This is a genomic window from Actinoplanes sp. M2I2, from assembly GCF_023544445.1.
In the GTDB taxonomy this organism is placed as follows: domain Bacteria; phylum Actinomycetota; class Actinomycetes; order Mycobacteriales; family Micromonosporaceae; genus Actinoplanes.
On sequence record NZ_JALPVJ010000011.1, the window covers coordinates 189,799 to 206,932 of the forward strand.

At 71.3% G+C, this 17,134-nt stretch carries 24 protein-coding genes; 11 read left to right on the top strand and 13 right to left on the bottom strand.

Translation table 11 applies throughout. The features are described 5' to 3' along the window. The first annotated feature begins 31 nt into the window (after positions 1 to 31). Positions 32 to 982 carry a pyridoxal-phosphate dependent enzyme gene (locus tag HJC40_RS23935; protein ID WP_250003635.1) on the top strand — a complete coding sequence of 317 codons (951 nt, stop codon included), beginning with the start codon at positions 32 to 34 and terminating at the stop codon, positions 980 to 982. Here the strand turns inward: HJC40_RS23935 and HJC40_RS23940 are convergent. Continuing rightward, positions 971 to 1,930, bottom strand: coding sequence for an NAD-dependent epimerase/dehydratase family protein (locus tag HJC40_RS23940; protein WP_250003636.1), 960 nt, complete (start codon positions 1,928 to 1,930; stop codon positions 971 to 973). The two genes, HJC40_RS23935 and HJC40_RS23940, sit on opposite strands and share 12 nt — an antisense overlap. Positions 1,931 to 1,977: 47 nt before the next feature. Beyond that, positions 1,978 to 2,439 carry a heme-degrading domain-containing protein gene (locus HJC40_RS23945; RefSeq protein ID WP_250003637.1) on the bottom strand — a complete coding sequence of 154 codons (462 nt, stop codon included), beginning with the start codon at positions 2,437 to 2,439 and terminating at the stop codon, positions 1,978 to 1,980. A 129-nt stretch (positions 2,440 to 2,568) separates the two neighbouring features. Between HJC40_RS23945 and HJC40_RS23950 the strand changes: the two genes are divergently transcribed. After that, positions 2,569 to 3,342 carry an endonuclease/exonuclease/phosphatase family protein gene (locus tag HJC40_RS23950; protein WP_250003638.1) on the top strand — a complete coding sequence of 258 codons (774 nt, stop codon included), beginning with the start codon at positions 2,569 to 2,571 and terminating at the stop codon, positions 3,340 to 3,342. Between the two features lie 6 nt (positions 3,343 to 3,348). Here the strand turns inward: HJC40_RS23950 and HJC40_RS23955 are convergent, their stop codons facing one another. Beyond that, complete coding sequence (locus HJC40_RS23955) at positions 3,349 to 3,861, bottom strand: GNAT family N-acetyltransferase (RefSeq protein ID WP_250003639.1); 513 nt, start codon at positions 3,859 to 3,861, stop codon at positions 3,349 to 3,351. Positions 3,862 to 3,940: 79 nt separating this feature from the next. Between HJC40_RS23955 and HJC40_RS23960 the strand changes: the two genes are divergently transcribed. Both HJC40_RS23960 and HJC40_RS23965 read left to right on the top strand, forming a co-directional pair. After that, a complete protein-coding gene (locus HJC40_RS23960; protein ID WP_250003640.1) occupies positions 3,941 to 4,363 on the top strand; it encodes a MarR family winged helix-turn-helix transcriptional regulator in 423 nt (140 codons plus the stop codon). Positions 4,364 to 4,377: 14 nt separating this feature from the next. Then, positions 4,378 to 4,803, top strand: coding sequence for an organic hydroperoxide resistance protein (locus HJC40_RS23965; protein ID WP_250003641.1), 426 nt, complete (start codon positions 4,378 to 4,380; stop codon positions 4,801 to 4,803). Between the two features lie 28 nt (positions 4,804 to 4,831). On the opposite strand, the gene HJC40_RS23970 is transcribed toward HJC40_RS23965, so the two are convergent. Both HJC40_RS23970 and HJC40_RS23975 read right to left on the bottom strand, forming a co-directional pair. Next, on the bottom strand, positions 4,832 to 5,788 hold the full coding sequence (locus tag HJC40_RS23970; protein ID WP_250003885.1) for a tyrosine-type recombinase/integrase: 957 nt from the start codon (positions 5,786 to 5,788) through the stop codon (positions 4,832 to 4,834). Between the two features lie 506 nt (positions 5,789 to 6,294). Beyond that, positions 6,295 to 6,657, bottom strand: a complete 363-nt coding sequence (locus tag HJC40_RS23975) for a hypothetical protein (RefSeq protein WP_250003642.1) — start codon at positions 6,655 to 6,657, stop codon at positions 6,295 to 6,297. Positions 6,658 to 6,896: 239 nt separating this feature from the next. Here HJC40_RS23975 and HJC40_RS23980 point away from each other — a divergent pair, with 239 nt between their 5' ends. After that, positions 6,897 to 7,424 (top strand): 2'-5' RNA ligase family protein, encoded by a 528-nt coding sequence (locus HJC40_RS23980; protein ID WP_250003643.1) that lies wholly within the window; start codon positions 6,897 to 6,899, stop codon positions 7,422 to 7,424. A gap of 131 nt (positions 7,425 to 7,555) precedes the next feature. Further along, positions 7,556 to 7,996, top strand: coding sequence for a hypothetical protein (locus HJC40_RS23985; RefSeq protein WP_250003644.1), 441 nt, complete (start codon positions 7,556 to 7,558; stop codon positions 7,994 to 7,996). Between the two features lie 155 nt (positions 7,997 to 8,151). Here HJC40_RS23985 and HJC40_RS23990 read toward each other — a convergent pair whose 3' ends face one another. Then, positions 8,152 to 8,472: a multidrug efflux SMR transporter gene (locus tag HJC40_RS23990; RefSeq protein WP_250003645.1), complete on the bottom strand. Its 321-nt coding sequence runs from the start codon at positions 8,470 to 8,472 to the stop codon at positions 8,152 to 8,154. Continuing rightward, the gene (locus HJC40_RS23995) at positions 8,469 to 8,807 is read right to left on the bottom strand and encodes a multidrug efflux SMR transporter (RefSeq protein ID WP_250003647.1); all 339 of its coding nucleotides are present in this window, start codon (positions 8,805 to 8,807) and stop codon (positions 8,469 to 8,471) included. The genes HJC40_RS23990 and HJC40_RS23995 overlap by 4 nt, the downstream gene beginning before the upstream one ends. Before the next feature lie 48 nt (positions 8,808 to 8,855). Between HJC40_RS23995 and HJC40_RS24000 the strand changes: the two genes are divergently transcribed. After that, positions 8,856 to 9,572 carry a VOC family protein gene (locus HJC40_RS24000; protein WP_250003649.1) on the top strand — a complete coding sequence of 239 codons (717 nt, stop codon included), beginning with the start codon at positions 8,856 to 8,858 and terminating at the stop codon, positions 9,570 to 9,572. 92 nt (positions 9,573 to 9,664) lie between these two features. Next, a complete protein-coding gene (locus HJC40_RS24005; RefSeq protein WP_250003651.1) occupies positions 9,665 to 9,979 on the top strand; it encodes a multidrug efflux SMR transporter in 315 nt (104 codons plus the stop codon). Here the strand turns inward: HJC40_RS24005 and HJC40_RS24010 are convergent. Both HJC40_RS24010 and HJC40_RS24015 read right to left on the bottom strand, forming a co-directional pair. Beyond that, positions 9,963 to 10,721 (bottom strand): alpha/beta hydrolase, encoded by a 759-nt coding sequence (locus HJC40_RS24010; RefSeq protein WP_250003654.1) that lies wholly within the window; start codon positions 10,719 to 10,721, stop codon positions 9,963 to 9,965. The two genes, HJC40_RS24005 and HJC40_RS24010, sit on opposite strands and share 17 nt — an antisense overlap. Before the next feature lie 64 nt (positions 10,722 to 10,785). Continuing rightward, complete coding sequence (locus HJC40_RS24015) at positions 10,786 to 11,637, bottom strand: phosphotransferase (protein ID WP_250003656.1); 852 nt, start codon at positions 11,635 to 11,637, stop codon at positions 10,786 to 10,788. A gap of 144 nt (positions 11,638 to 11,781) precedes the next feature. On the opposite strand from HJC40_RS24015, the gene HJC40_RS24020 reads away from it, so the two are divergent. Next, on the top strand, positions 11,782 to 12,618 hold the full coding sequence (locus tag HJC40_RS24020; RefSeq protein WP_250003659.1) for a hypothetical protein: 837 nt from the start codon (positions 11,782 to 11,784) through the stop codon (positions 12,616 to 12,618). On the opposite strand, the gene HJC40_RS24025 is transcribed toward HJC40_RS24020, so the two are convergent. Next, positions 12,546 to 13,124 (bottom strand): phosphotransferase, encoded by a 579-nt coding sequence (locus HJC40_RS24025; protein WP_250003660.1) that lies wholly within the window; start codon positions 13,122 to 13,124, stop codon positions 12,546 to 12,548. The genes HJC40_RS24020 and HJC40_RS24025 overlap by 73 nt on opposite strands. On the opposite strand from HJC40_RS24025, the gene HJC40_RS24030 reads away from it, so the two are divergent. Both HJC40_RS24030 and HJC40_RS24035 read left to right on the top strand, forming a co-directional pair. After that, positions 13,123 to 13,299: a hypothetical protein gene (locus tag HJC40_RS24030; RefSeq protein WP_250003662.1), complete on the top strand. Its 177-nt coding sequence runs from the start codon at positions 13,123 to 13,125 to the stop codon at positions 13,297 to 13,299. The two genes, HJC40_RS24025 and HJC40_RS24030, sit on opposite strands and share 2 nt — an antisense overlap. Positions 13,300 to 13,496: 197 nt before the next feature. Further along, positions 13,497 to 14,300: a DUF1206 domain-containing protein gene (locus HJC40_RS24035; RefSeq protein ID WP_250003664.1), complete on the top strand. Its 804-nt coding sequence runs from the start codon at positions 13,497 to 13,499 to the stop codon at positions 14,298 to 14,300. Between the two features lie 309 nt (positions 14,301 to 14,609). Here the strand turns inward: HJC40_RS24035 and HJC40_RS24040 are convergent, their stop codons facing one another. The 3 genes from HJC40_RS24040 to HJC40_RS24050 all read right to left on the bottom strand — a co-directional run bounded on the left by HJC40_RS24040 (position 14,610) and on the right by HJC40_RS24050 (position 17,082). Next, positions 14,610 to 15,404 carry a 1-acyl-sn-glycerol-3-phosphate acyltransferase gene (locus HJC40_RS24040; protein WP_250003667.1) on the bottom strand — a complete coding sequence of 265 codons (795 nt, stop codon included), beginning with the start codon at positions 15,402 to 15,404 and terminating at the stop codon, positions 14,610 to 14,612. 108 nt (positions 15,405 to 15,512) lie between these two features. Beyond that, positions 15,513 to 16,367, bottom strand: a complete 855-nt coding sequence (locus HJC40_RS24045; RefSeq protein WP_250003669.1) for a phosphotransferase — start codon at positions 16,365 to 16,367, stop codon at positions 15,513 to 15,515. 109 nt (positions 16,368 to 16,476) lie between these two features. Then, positions 16,477 to 17,082, bottom strand: a complete 606-nt coding sequence (locus HJC40_RS24050; protein ID WP_250003671.1) for a (d)CMP kinase — start codon at positions 17,080 to 17,082, stop codon at positions 16,477 to 16,479. Positions 17,083 to 17,134 lie beyond the last annotated feature (52 nt).

Below are 17,134 nucleotides of genomic sequence, written 5' to 3' on the forward strand. Positions count from 1 at the left end.
ATCGGCCCCGGGCCCCGGAGGGAAACGACTTATGGTCACCTTGCAGGACGTGCGGGACGCGGCCGCGCGCCTCGACGGCGTCGCCCACCGCACCCCGGTCATCCACTCACGCACCCTGGACGCCCGCGTCGGCGCCGAGGTGTTCCTCAAGGCCGAGAACCTGCAGCGCATCGGCGCCTTCAAGTTCCGCGGCGCCTACAACGCCATCCGCAAACTCAGTCCCGAGCAGCTGCGCCGGGGCATCGCCGCGTACTCGTCGGGCAATCACGCCCAGGCCGTCGCCCTGGCCGCGAAGGAACTGGGCACCACCGCGGTCATCGTCATGCCCGAGGACACCCCGCGCTCCAAGCTCGACGCGGTCGCCGGGTACGGCGCCGAGGTGATCACCTACGACCGGTACACCGGCAACCGGGAGCAGATCGGCGCCCGCCTCGCCGCCGACCGCGGCCTCGCGCTGATCCCGCCCTACGAACACCCCGACGTCATCGCCGGGCAGGGCACCGCCGCCCTCGAACTGCTCGACGAGACCGGCCCGCTCGACGCCATCGTCGTCCCGGTCGGCGGGGGCGGGCTCATCGCCGGCAGCGCCGTCGCCGCCACCGGCCTGCAACCGGGCATCCGGGTGATCGGCGTCGAACCCGAAGCCGGCAACGACACGTTCCTGTCGCTGGCCGCCGGCCGGCGCGTCAGCATCCCCGTGCCCCGCACCATCGCCGACGGCCAGGCCGCGCCCACCCCGGGCGAGCTCACCTTCTCCATCAACCGCGAACTCGTCGAGCAGATCGTGCTGATCAGCGACGACGAGATCCGCGACGCCCTGCGCTTCGCCGTCGACCGGCTCAAACTCGTCATGGAGCCCAGCGGCGCCACCGGCCTGGCCGCCCTGCTCGCGGGCCGGCTCGACCCGCCCCCGGCCCGCCTCGGCGTGATCATCTCCGGGGGCAACATCGGCGCGGCCCGCCTCGCCGAGCTACTCGCCTAACAGCTTCGCCTCCACCTGCGGGTCGAGCCCCACCCGGGGCCGATCGGCCCGCTGCGGCGCCTCGCCCGGCAACGCCCGCAGCCACGCCCACGTGTCCGCCACCGTCTCGCGCACCGGCCGGCAGACCAGACCTTCCCCGTACGCCTTCGAGACGTCACCTTCGTGCAGCAGGTCGTGCAGCTCACCCGGCGGCAGCCAGATCGGCAGCTGCGTCCACGGCTCGACACCGGCCGCCTCGATCACCGCCGGATCGGTCCAGCGCAGCTCGGCGCGCCCACCGGTCACCTCGTTGGCGACCTCCAGCAGCTCACCCATCGTGGTGTGCCCGGCCCGGCTGAACAGATCGATCGGGCCGCCGAGCCCGCGGCCCGCCGCGTCCAGCAGAAAGGTCGCCAGGTCGCGGGCGTCGATGTACTGCAACGTCAGCTCCCGCGGGCCCGGCGCCAGCGTCGGACCGCCCCGGGCCAGCCGGTTCAGCCACCACGGCAACCGGCCCACATCCTCGTGCGGTCCCAGGATCAGCCCGGCCCGGGCCAGCAGCACCGGCCCGTCGAACACCGCCGCCCCGCGCTCACCGCGCACCTTGTCCCCGGCATAACCGTCGTCGCCCTCGTCGACCAGTGGGGCCTCCTCGGCCCGGTCGCGCTGCTCGCCGGAGTAGACCGACCGGCTCGACACGTACGCGTAATGACCGGCCCGGCCACTGAGCAGCTCAGCCGTACGCCGCACCGCGTCACCCTCGGCCGACCAGGTGTCCACGACCGCGTCCCAGGCCCCCGAGCCCAACGCGCCCAGATCACCCAGCCGGTCACCGGTCAGCACCGTCACCCCGGCCGGCGCCGGCCGAAGGCCCCGGTTGAAAACGGTCACGTCGAAACCACGGCGCACAGCCTCGTCGGCGACAGCCCGGCCCACGAAGCCGGACCCGCCCAGGATCAGCAATCTCATGGGCCCGACCCTGCCCGGCCCGGCCACCCGCGCGGAAGGATTTCTCGCTACGAGCGAAACGCCCGCAACGCCTCCACCACCAGCGCGTGATCCTCGGCCTGGGGCAGACCCGACACGGTCACCACCCCGACCACCCCGACCTCGCGGATCCGGACCGGGAACGCCCCACCGTGCGCCGCGTAGTCGGCCGGGTTCACGCCCATGCCCGCGTCCAACTCCTGACCCTTCGCGGCCAGCCGCCGGCCGACCAGGAACGACGACGCCCCGTAGCGCTCGACCACCCGTACCTTGCGCTCGATCCACCGGTCGTTGTCGGCCACACTGCCCGGCAGCGCCGCGTGGAACAACTGCTGCGGGCCCCGCCGGATGTCGATCGCCACCGGCAACTGCCGCCGCGACGCCAGATCCACCAGCAGGCTGCCCAGCCGCCACGCGTCGGTGTTGTCGAAACGGCTCAGCTCGAGCTCGCGCTCCTGCGACTCGAGCTCGGCGATCAGATCATCAGTCATGCCCAGCATTATCGGTCGCGGCGGCGCTGCAACCAGATGCCGATCGCCGCGACTGCGATGAAGATCATCACTGAACAGCAGAGCGCCTTGATGAACATCTGCCTCTCCCGGTTCGTTAGGGTCTGACTCGTGCGCCTGGCCACCTTCAACCTGCTGCACGGCAGATCGCTGTCCGACGGCACCGTACACGCCGATCGGGTCGCCGACGCCGTGGCCGACCTCGACGCCGACGTGCTGGGCCTGCAGGAGGTCGACAAGGCCCAGCCCCGCAGCGGCATGCTCGACCTCACCGCCATCGCCGCCGACGCCCTAGGCGCCCCCGTGCACCGCTTCGCCGCCGCCGTCGTCGGCACACCGGGGGAGACGTGGCAACCCTGGCGCAGCGACGACGACAACCAGCACCCCCTGTACGGCATCGCCCTGGTCAGCCGCTACCCGGTGACCCGCTGGCAGATCACCACCCTGCCCGGCGCGCCCATGCGCTCACCCATCTACGACCCCGACAACGGGCTGCGGCTGCTCAAGGACGAACCCCGGGTGCTGCTCGCCGCCGTCCTGGACACCCCGCGCGGCCCGATGACCGTCGCCACCACCCACCTGTCGTTCGTCCCCGGCTGGAACCTGCGGCAACTGCGCCACGCCGTCCGCGCCCTGCGGGCCCTGCCCGCGCCCCGGGTGCTGCTGGGCGACCTCAACATGCCCGCCCGGCCGGTCCGCGCCGTCACCGGCTGGCGCACCCTGGCCCGCGCCGCGACCTTCCCCAGCCCCATGCCCCGGGCCCAGCTCGACCACATCCTGGCCGACCCGCGCGGCCTCGACGACCTCGGCCGGGTCGTGCAGGTCACCACCAGCCGCCCGGCCGTCTCCGACCACCTGCCCCTGGTCGTCCAGCTCGACCGCTGAGAGCTCCTACCGGCCGTTGCTCGCCGGCCTCAGGTACACGTCCTCCAGACCGTCCTCCGGGTCCCACTGCTCGCCGACCTTGCGGAACCCGAACCCGGCGATCGTCGCCCGCGAACCCACATTGTCGGGACGGATACTGGCCCGCACCGCCGTCACCCGAGGGTCCGCGTCGGCCCGTTCCAGCAGCGCCCGCAGCATCGCCTTGGCGTAACCCCGGCGCCGGTGCTCGGGCGCCACCGAGTACGCCACCTCGACCACACCCTCGGCATCCGGCGGCCCATGGAACCCGGCGTGACCGACCGTCACACCCTCCGGCTCGGCCACCGCCGCCCGCGCGATCCACTCCGCGGCCGCCGGGTCGGCCTCGATGTCCTCCAGCCGGACGCGCCACAGCCACGCCTCATCCACCAGATATCGGCTCAGAACGGTGCCCGCGGCCGCACTCGCGGCGGCCAGGTCACCCTCGATCAGCGCGGTCAGCGTCGCGGGGGAGAGCTGTACGAATCGGATGTCCGGCACGCGAGCGATGATCACACACCGTGGCGATCATCGCCAGATACCGGTTGTGCGCAACTAAATTGGGCGCTACCGTTCGGTCATGGTCGACAGCACCGGACTCGAACAGATGGTCTGCTTCCAGCTCTACGCAGCCAGCCGGGCCATGACCGCCGCCTACCGCCCCGCACTCGACGCCCACGGCCTCACCTACCCGCAATACCTCGCCCTGCGCGTCCTCTGGCACCGCGGCCCCACCACCGTCCGCGACCTCGGCCACCACCTCGACCTCGACAGCGGCACCCTCTCGCCCCTGCTCAAACGACTCGAGACCGCCGGCCACGTCCGCCGCGAACGAGGCACCGCCGACGAACGCACCGTCGTCGTGCACCCCACCGAATCCGGCACCCGCCTGCGCGACGACCTCGGCGACCTGCCCCGCCGCATCGCCTGCGCCACCGACCTCACCGACGACGAATTCCGCCGGCTCCACCACCTGCTCAGCCGCCTCCGCGGCACCACCTGACAGAAAGAGGCCCCATGTCCACCCTCTACACCGCCAGCGCCACCGCCTCCGGCGACGGCCGCAACGGCCACGTCCGCTCCAGCGACGGCGTCCTCGACTTCGACCTCGCCGTCCCCAAGGAGATGGGCGGCCCCGGCGGCGCCCACAGCAACCCCGAGCAACTGTTCGCCGCCGGTTACGCCGCCTGCTTCCACAGCGCCATCAAAGCCGTCGCCCGCCAGCAGAAGGTCACCCTCGCCGACACGGCCGTCACCGTCGACATCGGCATCAGCCCCAAGACCGACGGCACCCCCGGCCTGCAGCTCGACGCCACCATCGAAGCCGAGATCAACGGCGTCGACGAAACCACCGCCCAGCAGCTCATCGAAGCCGCCCACCAGCTCTGCCCCTACTCCCAGGCCACCCGCGGCAACATCGAGGTCAAGCTCAGCGTCGCCTGACCTCAGCCGTGTCAGTTCAGCCGTTGGTTCAGCCCAAGCGGCCCAGCGCGCGGTTCGTGCGGTTCGCCCGCACAGCCGCGCGCTGCTGCTCCGCCGTCACCTCGATGTAGTTCTGCGACGTCGCCAGCGACGCATGCCCCAGCAACCGCATGATCTCGCTCGCGTTGGCCCCGTCCTCAGCCAGCCGCGTCGCGAACGTATGCCGCAACGCATGCAACTGGGCACCCCGCGGCACCCGATCGTTGACCCCGGCCCGGCGATAACACGAACTCACCAGATATTGCAGACCACCGCGCTGCAACGGAGCACCCTGGCGATCCACCATCAGCGCGTCACCGGCACCGACCCGGCCGAACCGCAACCGGCGGCTCTCCACATAACGCTCCACCACAGCATCCAGCTCCGGCTCGATCGGCACCGTCCGCGGCCGCCCACCCTTACCGGCCACGTCGACCCGCCGCTCACCCGGACGCCCCACGAACGACCCCACCCGCAACGCCAGCAACTCCGACAACCGCAGACCCGCACACAGGGCCAGCGCCAGAACGGCCACATCACGCTCCGGCCAAGGATCACGCTGCCGGTCATCGGCCCGGCTCACCGCGTCGAGCAGCTGCTCCGGAGTGTCCTCACCCCGCAACGGCTTGGGGGAGTGGACCGCCGGCCGCGGCTTGTCCACCGCCGACATCGGATTGCCGGCCACCACCTGCTCGGTCACCAGGAACGTGAAGAACGCGTTCCAGCTCGACCAGGCCCGCGCCACCGACGCCGGCGCCCGGGAACTCGCGAAGCGGGCAAAGGCCGCCCGCAGCGAGCGAGGGGAGAGGTCACCCAGAGTGACATCGTCACGGTCCATCAAGGCGACGACCGAGGTCAGATCCCGTTCGTACGCCGCCAGCGTGTGAACCGAGGGCTTGCGTACGGCCCGCGCGGCCAGAAAGTCCCGGATGAGCTCACTGATCATCATGTCGCCGCTGTCATGCATATGTCTTATTATACAGCACTTTCGCACGTTTGTACTGTTTGGGTTCTCACGATAAGCAGTCGGACGCGTTGGGTCCGAGCGCCGTCGGGAGGGCCGGCCCACCCGGGACGGCGCTGGGCTCGGCCGGGCCGGTACGCCTCGAAGGTTCAGCGCGCCCGCCCGGCCTATAGGGGACCGAATCTCTGCACGGAAGCGGCAGGTGATTCCTCGACGCGTAAAGGCGTCGCGGGGCGGTTTCAGCGAACATTGAGCGCTTGGCCGGGGCTGTCCGGTGTGGCTTTTGGCGCGTGATGAGTTGTGCCCAGCCAGCTGTTTGGTGCGGCCTTTGGGCCTCGGGCGCATCCGACTGTGCGGCCAAGCGCAAGCCCATGCCGTTCGGCCCACATGTCGCGCTCGGCAACGCGACGGCTCCTAGGGCACCCCTTCCCCTGGCTAGGTTTACATAATACACATTCTCGACCTGGAATATTGTCGATGTAACGGGCGGCGTCGTGCGTGCCGGATGGTTATTTGCGGCGGGCGGGCTCGCGGCCTTCGCACAGCACGAGCGGGTCATCGTATGGTCCCTGGACGAGGCAGACCTTGATGGTGCCGTCGGGCAGGATCAGCATGTTGGGCGGGTCCACGGACGAATACCACTCCACCGTGCCGCCCACGGGCCGGATCCCGTACTTCTCGGCGATGCGGCTCACGCCGTGCTCCTGCCGGGCCCGGGCCGCCGGTGTGTGCCACAGGATCAAACCCAGCCCGGCGGCGGTGAGCGTCCCCAGCAGCAACTTGAGCGGCAGATCCCGGTCGCGAGTGCGTCGCCGCGCCGGCTTGTCCGCACCGCCGTGCGGGTGCTCGTCGCCTGTCGTCACGGCGTTCATGGTGGCGGACCGGACAGCCCGGCCGACGCGACACGGCGATCCGGCTCGTGAATTTCAGCCGATTCAGGCGGAAACGGTCGCAACTCCCCCGGGCGCGAGTGTTCCGGTTGATCCGGCATCGCCTTGGTCAGGTGTCTCGCTGACACGTTCCTCGGTTTTCGGGCGCTGGCACAATGGTCGCCTCACGTCTGTCGGCGACCGCCGGGCGATGTTGTCCGTGGTGTATCGGGAAGAGTGTGGTGCGCGTGGCCTACGGGGTGGTGCTGCGACCGGACGCGGAGACGTCACGGTCGCTGGTCGAGCTGTCGCACGTCGTCGGGGACGGTCATGAGCCGCTGATGCTGCTGGGTGACGACGCTCCCCCGCATGTGTCGGTGCTGCACGTCGAGGAAGCCGCCGACCGGACGGCCGATCTCGCCGCGGCGGTCGCACGTCACCGCGGCCGGACGTTCCCGGCGAGGATCATCGGGTTGCTGTACTCGGTGGTGCCGCCCGGCGATTACTACGTGCCGACCGGCGGCTACTACTTCGGCCTGGAGATGATCCGGAGTCCGGAGCTGGATGCGGTGCACCGCGAGTTCCTGAGCCTCGGTCACAGGCCGTTGGGTCTGGTCGGCCCGGATTACCGTCCGCACATCACGTTGGGGGTGACTGCCGTGCCGCCGTCGCTGCCGCCGTTGTCGCGGGTTCCTACCGGGGTGATCTCGCTGACGATGGCCGGCGGTGCCGTTGGCCCGTTCGGAACGTTCCCCAACCTCGTGGAGTGACGGAACTGCTTCGGCGAGGCGCCAGGTGGTAGTCCCGGGATCTGTTCACCGTCCGTGCCAATGATCATGAAGGGCCTCGGGGCGAGCTGCTGGCCTCATAACGACGCGGCCCAGACCTATACGCTGAGTTTGTGCCCGACGATCTTCCCTGGGAGGAATACCGACGTGATCGCCCGCGGTCCGGCATGTCGTTTCCTGTCGGGCGCGGTCTCGTCGAGCAAGCGCTCCGAGACGCCGACACCGTCGTCGGCACGCTCGAGTTGGTCATAGCGGACTACGGCGGTCGGCCGGCGAGGGCCGACCTGTTGGCGGTCACCGTCGACTGGTTCAGTGACGCGCAAAGCGGCTACGTTTCCCATCGCAAACGCAGTGAGGCCAGCCACCTGCTGATGAGGGTCTGGGCCGTACCTGCCGAGCAACGCCAGCAGCTGCGGATCCTTGCACCCGACGCCGTTGCGCTGGCCTGCCGATGGGCTGCAGAAGCGCGAGAACGAGGCACGGCATGGTCGGCGTCGAACCACTCGCTCCTGCTGCGGTATCAACAGCACACGCTGACCGTGGAAGAGACCTGACCAAGCCCACAAGCGAGTCCGTCGCCTGCGCTTCCATGAGTTGACGCCCGATTCCGGCTCGGGCGGTCGTTCCCCAGATGGCCGGTAATGCGCGGCTTTGCCGGTGGTCGCCGTGGTGCTGGTCCTGCCGGCCGACGGCCCGCCGGATCGAGGGGTCAGTGGCTGCCGAGTTCGACGAGCAGGACGCCGGTGATGACCAGCGCTATGCCGCCGGCCATCGTTTTGGTGAGGGGGTCCTTGAAGGCGGCCCGGGCGATGATGGCGGTGCCGGCGATGCCGATGGCCGACCAGATGCCGTACGCGATGCCGATGGGCATGCCTTCCTGCAAGGCCAGGGAGAGCAGCACGAACGACACGGTGTAGCCGGCAACGATCGGGACGATCCACTTTTTGACGCGCAGGCCGTCGGAGACGCGCAGGGCCATGGTGGCGCTGATCTCGATGGCGATGGCCAGGGCGAGGTAGACGAAGCTCATCGGGGGCCTTCCTGTTCGGCGCGGTGGGAGCCGAGTTCGATGAGCAGGACACCGCCGATGATGGCGGCGAAGCCGACGGTCATGAGCCAGGTGAGCGGGTCGCCGAACAGGACCGCGGCGGCGAGGGCGGTGAGGGCGACGCCGCTGCCGGCCCAGATGCCGTAGGCGACGCCGATGGGCATGCCCTGGCGCAGCAGCAGGGACATGAGGATGAACGCAGCCAGGTAGCCGGCGACGACGAGGGCGTACCAGCCGGGGTGGTCGACGGCGGCGCGCAGTGCGAGGCTGGCGCTGACTTCGGTCATGATGGCGGCGCTGAGGGTGAGCCACTTCATCGGGTGCTCCTTCGATGAGGTGGGTGCAGTGTGTCAGGAGGTGATCGTGTGGAGGTCCGGTGGGTCACCGGGTTCCTGGATTCGCCGTCGGCCGGGGTGGAGGCGTTCTGGCTGGGCGTGACCGGGGCGTCGTTGTCGCCGCGGCGGGGCGATTTCGCGACGTTGCTGCCGGTGGACGGGGACGCGTATCTGCGGGTGCAGGTTCTGGCTGGTGCTCCCCCGCGTACGCATCTGGATCTGCATGTCGTGTCGGTGCCGGAGGCGGCCGGGGAAGCGGTGGGTCTGGGCGCGTCGGTGGTGCTCGACGAGGGTGATCTGGTGGTGTTGCGCTCCCCCGCCGGTGCGGTGTTCTGCCTGGTGCCGTGGGGTGGTGAGGCGGTGCGGCCGGCGCCGGTGGAGTGGCCCGGTGGGCCGGTCAGCGCGGTGGATCAGGTGTGTGTCGACGTACCGTCGGGGGCTTTTGATCGGGAGGCGGGTTTCTGGTCGGCGTTGACGGGGTGGGCGCGGCGGCCGTCGGATCTGCCGCAGTTCGAGCATCTGGAGCGGGGCGCGGGGAAGCCGCTGAAGTTGTTGCTGCAGCGGGCCGGTTCGGCGTCGGCGGGCATGCACCTGGATCTGGCCTGCGACGACGTGGATCGTGAGGTGGCGCGGCAGGTGCGGTTGGGGGCCGTGGTGGTGCGCCGGGTCGAGGGTGAGTGGACGACGTTGCGGGACCCGGCCGGTCGGGAGTATTGCGTCACTGGCCGGTCGCCTCAGATTTGCTAGCGTGGGTGGTGGTACCGCAGCAGCGGCTATCCCGGACGAGGACGTGTCGTACCCGGCAGGCGAAGACGACCGCGTGAGGGTGGTGTGTCGCCGTGGCTTGGCTGGTTCTGGTCTTCTCCGGGGTTCTCGAGTCGGTGTGGGCTGTCGCTCTGGGCCGTTCGCAGGGTTTCACCCGGCTGGTTCCGAGCGTGATCTTCGTGGTGGCGCTGGTGGCGTCGATGGTCGGGCTGGGTTACAGCTTGCGCAGCATTCCCATCGGTACGGGTTACGCGGTGTGGGTGGGTATCGGCGCGGTGGGCACGGCCCTGGCCGGGATGGTGTTCCTGGGCGAGTCGGCGAGCCTCCTGCGGATCCTGTCGTTGTTGCTGGTCGTCGCCGGGGTGGTCGGTCTCAAGCTGTTCCACTGATGAGCGCGGCCGTGCGGGTGGGCCGTTCCAGGTGGACCTGGTGGCCGCAGTCCAGCTCGGCCAGGGTGAAGTCGTCGTGCAGCGTTTCCCGGCACAGCTCGGCGTATCCGGCCGGGACGGCCTGGGAGCGCAGGGCCACGACCAGGGTCGTTCTCGTGCCGGCCGGCGGGGTGACGGCGGGCCGGGCGAGTTCCGAATAGGTCGCGACGACCATCGGCGGGCTGTAGCGCCAGTGCCAGCGGCCGTCGGCGCCCTGCCTGAGATGGTCACGGATTTCGTCGTCGACCAGGGTGGCGGCCTCGGCCGGCCAGGTGCGGGCGCGCTCCCCCGCGGCGTCGGCCGGGTTGTCGAACACCGGTGGGGTCAGGGCGTCGCCGGCGCGCTCCTCGGCCAGGGCCGGGGGCAGCGCCATGCCGGGGTCCAGCAGGACGAGCCGCTCGATCCGGCCGGGATGACGGCGGGCCAGGTGTACGGCGACGGTGGCGCCCAGGGAGTGCCCGACGACCGTGGCCCGGGTGAGGCCCAGGTGGTCCAGGACGTCGACGACATCCTCGGCGTGCTGTTCGAAAGTCCACGGCGCGTGGGTGGTGGAGTGGCCGTGGCCGCGCAGGTCGGGGGCGATGATCTGGTGGCCGGGCAGGTGACCGGCCAGCGAGCGCCAGCGGCCGCCGTGACCGGTGAGGCCGTGCAGCGCGATCAGCGGGCGGCCGTTGTCGTCGCCGAAGCGGTGGAGGTGCAGCACCCGCTCAGGATGCCGGTCGCCGTCGCGCCGCGCTGCCCCGCTTCCGTGCCGGGGCGGTGCGCGATCAGCCGGGCCGGGAGGCGAGCGCCTCGGCGATCATGCGGTGTCCCTGGGCTTCGAACGGCTCGTCGCCTGCCTGGTGGGCCCAGACCGCGGTGCCGATCCCGTCGCGGACCCGGTTGCGGTGCCAGGCGGACGGCTCGCGGGGATCGGTCCCGTACCCGTCGAGGAAGGCCTTTTCCAGTCTCGGGTCGCGGCGGAAGTCCTGGACGGCGAGCCGGCCGAGGTCCGTGTAGGCGGGACGCATCGCCGCGCGGCCGAAGTCGATGACGCTCACGACGTCGTCGTGGATGAGCCAGTTCCGGGGCTGCCAGTCCCCGTGGGTGGGTACGAGGGTCGCGGGCGGCGCCGGCCAGGCGGTGATGTCGGCTCGAAGGCGTTCCACGGTGGCCGGGGCGATCCGGTGCGGTTCGCTGAGCCAGCCCAGGGACTTCTCGTTCTCGCGTCGCTCGTAGTCGTCGTCCGTGACGGCAGTCTGGGCGTGCAGCGAGGCCAGCAGTTCGCCGGCCTGCCGGTAGGTGGCGGGCTCGTCGGCGTGCTCGCTGCCGAGCACCAGGTCACCGGGTAGGTAGCGGGTGACGAGGAGCTTCGCGTCCGCGCTGCCGTGCACCAGCTCCGGTGCGCGGCCCCGGCTGGTCCAAGGGTGCAGCCAGTGGAGGTGGGCGTGGAGTTCGCGCCCGATGTGACGGTCGTCGTCGCCGCCGGCTTTGACGATGAAGCGGGACCCGGCGTGGGTCAGCTCGAGGACGGTGGTGGCCACCAGGCCCCAGCTGTGGTCCTTGTCGACGGTCGCGGAGGGAAGCCACCGGTCCACCAGCATCCGCTGCTGCGGGGAGAGGCCGAGCGCAGAGGTCACGGCGGAAATCCTAAGGGGTGACCCATCGGGCCGGCTTCTGCCGCTGAGTCTGCGCCGGCGTTGCCGGGGCGTCTCGCGGGAATGTCGGTGGGACCTGGTAGAAGTGTCATACAAACGTTCGAAGACGTGTGAAGGGCTGAGGCGATGGCTGGGCTGAGCACCGACGAGTTGCAGACGATCCGGGACGGGCTGGCCGCCGGTCGCAAGCCGCGGGTCCAGTTCACCGAGGGGGCCGGGCAGATGGCCGGGCAGCTGGGCCAGGTGATCGAGCTGGGCGATCCGGCCTCGTCCGATGAGTGGGTGGTGGTGCGGTTCGGGCGTGACGAGCTGCCCTTCTCCCCCGGTGATCTGCAGGTGGCGCCGCGGGGCGCGGCCGCGCGGAAGGCCGCGGCGCCACCGGCTCCCGCAGCGCCGGTGCCGGCGGTGCCGGCTGGTCCGGCGTTCGTGCTCGATCAGCCGGCGCCCGGTTCCAAGCGGACGCCGGCCAAGGCAGCGGCCGTTTCCGGCAGGCCGGTTCCCGCGAGCGACGTGGCGTCGAATGGCTCCGGCGGGTCGCCGGCGGGGTCGAACGGCTCCGGCGGGTCGTCGGCGGGCCGGGCGGGCGGCGGCGAGGATAGGGCGGGCGCACCCGCGCCGCGGAAGGGTGGCGATGACGTGACGGCGGCTCCTGGGCCTCGCAAAGCGGCGGGCCGGTCGGCGAAACCGAAACCGCCGCCGGCGTTGACGGTCACGCTGGCCTACGGCGACGGTGAGTGGACGGTGGCGGCCTCGCAGGGGGCGAAGGTGCTGGCCAAGCCCTATGTGGTGCGGCCGGCCGAGGCGTTGCGGATGGTGTCGCTGGTCGACGTGCCGGGCGTTCAGGAGGCGGTCGAGCAGATCCTGTCGGCTGAGCGGGCCGAGGCCGAGGATCAGGCCCGCCGGTTGCGGGCCGAGCTGGCCGAGGTCGAGGCGCGGCTGGCCGAGCTGACCGAGAAACCGTGACGGCGCCGCTTACCGGCCGGCGTCGGTGAGGATGGTTCGGAGCCGGGTCGTGCACTCGGCGACGAAGCCGGGATAGGTGTGCCGGTAAGGGGAGATGCCGCTGACGCCCACGGCGATGGCCAGGCCCGGGCCCGGGTCCAGGTCGGCTCGTCGAGGCTCATCCGGTCCCGGTACGCCTGCCGGGCCGGCTCGGGCAGGTCCCAGACGGTGGAGTGCTCGGGCAGGTCCCAGACGGTGGAGTGCTCGGCGTCCGGGTGGCCGACCGAGAGGCAGCCGAAGTCGACGACGGCGTGCAGCTTGCCCGCTTTCACGAGCAGGTTCGTGGGTTTGAGGTCGCCGTGCAGCCAGACGTGCGGGCTGGACGGCTCGGGCAGCGCGAGCGCCTCACGCCAGAGCCGGTCGAGGGTGTCCACGTCCAGATCGGCGCCGACGGCGGCCCGGCAGTCCTGCAGGCACGCGCTGATCCAGCGTGCGGTCGTCCGAGTGGTTCGACGACGTTCGGCCATGAGCGCCCGCGACTACGTCGGTCACCTCTCGACCGTGTCGGCGTACCTGGAACTGCCGGACGCGCGGCAGGAGCAGCTCTTCCGCGAGATGCTGCGGGTTCTGCCCGAGACGGTCGCGATCACCACTGACGTCACCGTCCATCTCGCCCGCCGGGTGCCCGGCGACGCACCATGATGCGGAGCCAGGAGCTGCATCCGAGCACCTTGGTCGGCGCACCAGGCGGCGATGCCCGCGTTGACTGTGCCGGTGATGACGAATGCTGCCGCCGAGGGCAGGCTCGGGTTCGGGCGTGACGTTCGCCGGCGTGGCAGACCCCTGCGCGACATGCCGGGGGAGGTTTTGTTTCGGAGCTCTCAGGTCAAAGCTGGGTGATGCCCTCCGTAACCTCGCACGCCCGCGGCGCAGCCTCCCGCGCCGCCGACAACACCTGGCTCGAACGGCTGACCCGTGCGGGTTTCCTCGGGTACGGCGTACTCCATCTTTTGTTCGCCTACGTGATCGTGCAGATCGCCGTCGGTGATCCGGCCGCCGACGGCGACCAATCCGGCGCAATGCACAAGCTCGCCGAGGAGCCCTTCGGTGCGGCGCTGATCGCGGTCATGGTGGTCGGCCTGGTCGCGATGGCGGTGTGGCAAATTCTCGAGATCTTCACGGTGCGCCGCCACCTCGAGCGGGCCGCGTCCGCCGTCCGCGCCGCGTTCTATCTGTATCTGGGCTGGAACGGTGTGAAGGTCCTGCGCGGCAAGAACACGTCCAGCGCGGACACCCAGCAGAACGCGACCGAGGGCCTGCTCGGCTCCGATCTGGGCCGGCTGACTGTCGTCGGTGCCGGGCTGGTGGTCGCCGGGATCGGCGTCGGCCTGGCGATCGTCGGCCTCACCCGGAGATTCGAGAAGCACCTGAAGGTCGGGCAGATGACTGCCGCGATGCGTCGGCTCATCGGCCGGCTGGGCATGGTGGGCTACATCGCGAAGGGAATCGCCTACGCCATCGCCGGAGTGCTGTTCGTGGTGGCTGCCGTGCAGTACGACTCGGACAAGGCGCGTGGCCTGGATGCTGCGCTGCGGGCGCTGTCCGAGAGTAGTTACGGCATGTGGCTCCTGCTGCTGGCCGCGATCGGCTTCACCGCGTACGGATTGTTCGCCATCGCGGAGGCCCGCTACCGCAAGGTCTGACACCGGCCCGCGCCGATGACGTCGAATCCGCAACTACGGTCAGCCGATGCACCGGCGTCTTCCGTTCGAGTAACTGGTCGCCGAAGCGCTGGCCGCACCACTGGAGGGCTCGGGATTTCAGCCGGCTCATGAAGCGGGACTACGTCGCATCGATGCGCACATCCGGACCGAAGGCCATTTCCGGGTACGGGCACACCGTTTCCTCATCCAAGCCCGTCGAGCCTGACCTTCCGGCCGGCCATCCTCATCTGCTCCTGACCCGAAGACCGGCGAGCCGGGGCGGACGTGCGGGGAAGGGTCGCCGGAAGGTCAGTCCCGGTGGGCCGGGCTTGAGGCCGGCGCGCGGTCCGGGCGGCGGGGGCGGATGCGGGAGTTGTCGTGGGCGCGGGTCACGTCGACGAAGCGGGGCGTTTCCAGTTCGCCGGGGCGCAGCGGGATCAGGGTGTCGTGGATGCCGTCCATGATGAGCCGGGTGGCCTGCATGGCCTGGGCGCCGGTCGTGCCGGACAGCCCGGACAGGTCGACCGGGGTGCCGAAGCGGACGTGGACGACCGGGCGGTGGCGGATCGCTCGGAGCACCGAACGCAGCAGGTGCTTCGGGGTGTCGTACGGCAGGACGGCGTGGGCGCCCCACTGGGCGACCGGCAGCACGGGGGCGTGGGACATCGCGGCCATGCGGGCGACGCCGGTCTTGCCGCGTTCGGGCCACATCCACGGGTCGAGGCCGATGCGGCCCTCCGGGTAGACCAGGACGAGCGCGCCGTCCTTGAGGGCCTGGGCGGCGGCGGGCAGCGCGTCGGCGACGTGGGCGGTCTCGCGGTCGACCCGGATGTGCCCGGCGGCGCGCATCGCGGCGCCGGCGATCGGGGCGGTGAACAGGCCGCCGGTGGCCAGGATGCGCGGGGCGATGCCGGCCTTGTGGCAGGCCGCGGTCATCACGATCGGGTCGAACGGGCTGACGTGGTTGGCCGCGAGGATCAGCGGGCCGGCCCGCAGGTCAGCCGGGATGTCGCCGGAGACCCGCAGCCGGGCCAGCGGGAAAACGACCACGCGGGACAGCGCGAGCATGAACCGCCACATGAGCGGAACGGAGGTGCTGGTCATCAGGCCGCCAATGATCGCATGGGCGTCGCCGGGGACTCGATCACCCGTGCGGCCGGTCTCCGGTGTCACCCGGCCGGGCCGGACGGCGCCGCCGGGTGACCGGGCGGGTCATCCGGGCAGGCCGGACTCGGCGACGCCGAGCCAGTGGTCGACGGTCGCGTCGTCGTGGTGGCGGATGGACCAGTCGACCATGCGCAGGCTGATGTGGGCCCAGTAGGTGTCGCGGCGGCGCTCGGAGATGGCCGCCAGGCGCCGGTCGATCGGGGTGAGCAGCCGTTCGTCGCGGCCGGTGAGCCAGAAACGCAGCGTCACCAGGTCGAAGTGGCGGTCACCGCGGGCGGCGCCGTCCCAGTCGATCAGCCCGGTGACGCGGCCACCGTCGACCAGCACGTTGCCCGGGTGGTAATCGAAGTGCACGAGGTCGTCGCCGACCATCGCCGAGCCGTGGGCGGCGCCGACGGCGTGGACCCGGTCGAGCAGCTCGGCCGTGCGGGTGCTGTGCTCGGCCAGGGGCTGGTGCAGGCAGAACCCGGGGCCGTCGCCGGTCAGGTACAGCTCGGTGGGCTCGGGCGCGGGCACGTCGAGGAGCAACCCGGCCAGCCGGTCGTTGAGCGCGACCATCTGTCGTACCAGGGAAGGGTCGATCGTCGCGGGCGGCGCCCCGGGCAGCCGCTGCTGGACGATGACGCGGGCCCCGTCGACGTGCGCGGCGAGCTCGTGACGGGCGGTCGGGACACCGGCGCGGCGGGCCCGGTCGACCAGCGGGCCGCTGCGGGACCGCCCCTCGGTCAGCACCGACTGCCGGCCGTCGGGCCAGCGCACGTACGCCGCGCCGACCTCCCCGCCGGGGGCCGGGCCCTCCAGGGTCAGGCGCACGCCGGTGATGTCGGCGATCCGCTCGATGATCCGCGGGGCGTCGAGCTTGGCCGTCCGCGGCCACGCCCGGCTCACCGTTCCGGTCACTTCGGCCCCCGCCCGGGTGACGTCACACGCATAGCGCGCACGACCATATCGCCGATCGGCGTCGGCCGCTGTCCGGCATCCGACTCGCGCCGGTTTCCCCGTACGCGGGTCAGCCGGGCCCGCCCAGGCCGAGCACGTCCTCGACGCGGGCGGTCAGCTCGTCCACGCCCAGGCCGGGCTCGACGTCGATGGCCGCCAGCCCGAGCCGCCGCGTCTCGGCGCGCAGCCGCTCGGTGAACAGCGCGTCGCGTTCCAGCAGGTTGGCCAGGGCCGTGCCGGGGTCGCTGGTGCCCCCGGCGATCTGCCACGTCGAGCCGCGGCTGTCGAACGCCGCCCGCCGGAACGCCGGGCTGGGCAGCAACCAGACGGCCCGGGCCGGGCGGGGTACGAGGCCGGGCAGCAGCCGGAACCCTTCGGCGATCACCGGCGGGCCCGGCGGCAGCGCGGCCAGGTCGTCGAGGATCAGGCCGAAGCTCTCCCCGCGGAACCAGTGGAACGTCTCCAGCATGGTCCGCGGCGGTCGCAGCCACCGTTCGTCCATGCTCATGCCCAGGAACGCGGCCAGCTGCGGGCTGGTGGCCGGGTCGCTGCGGGCGGCGTGCTCGCGCATGACCGCGTCGGTGTCGTACAGGCGCAGCCCGTGCCGCCGCGCGAGCCGCCGGGCGACGGTGCTCTTGCCGCCGCCGCTGCCCCCGCCGATCCAGTGGACGTCCATCCGCCACAGTGTCGTACCTCAGCGCCCGGTGGGCTTTCCCGCCACCGCTAGG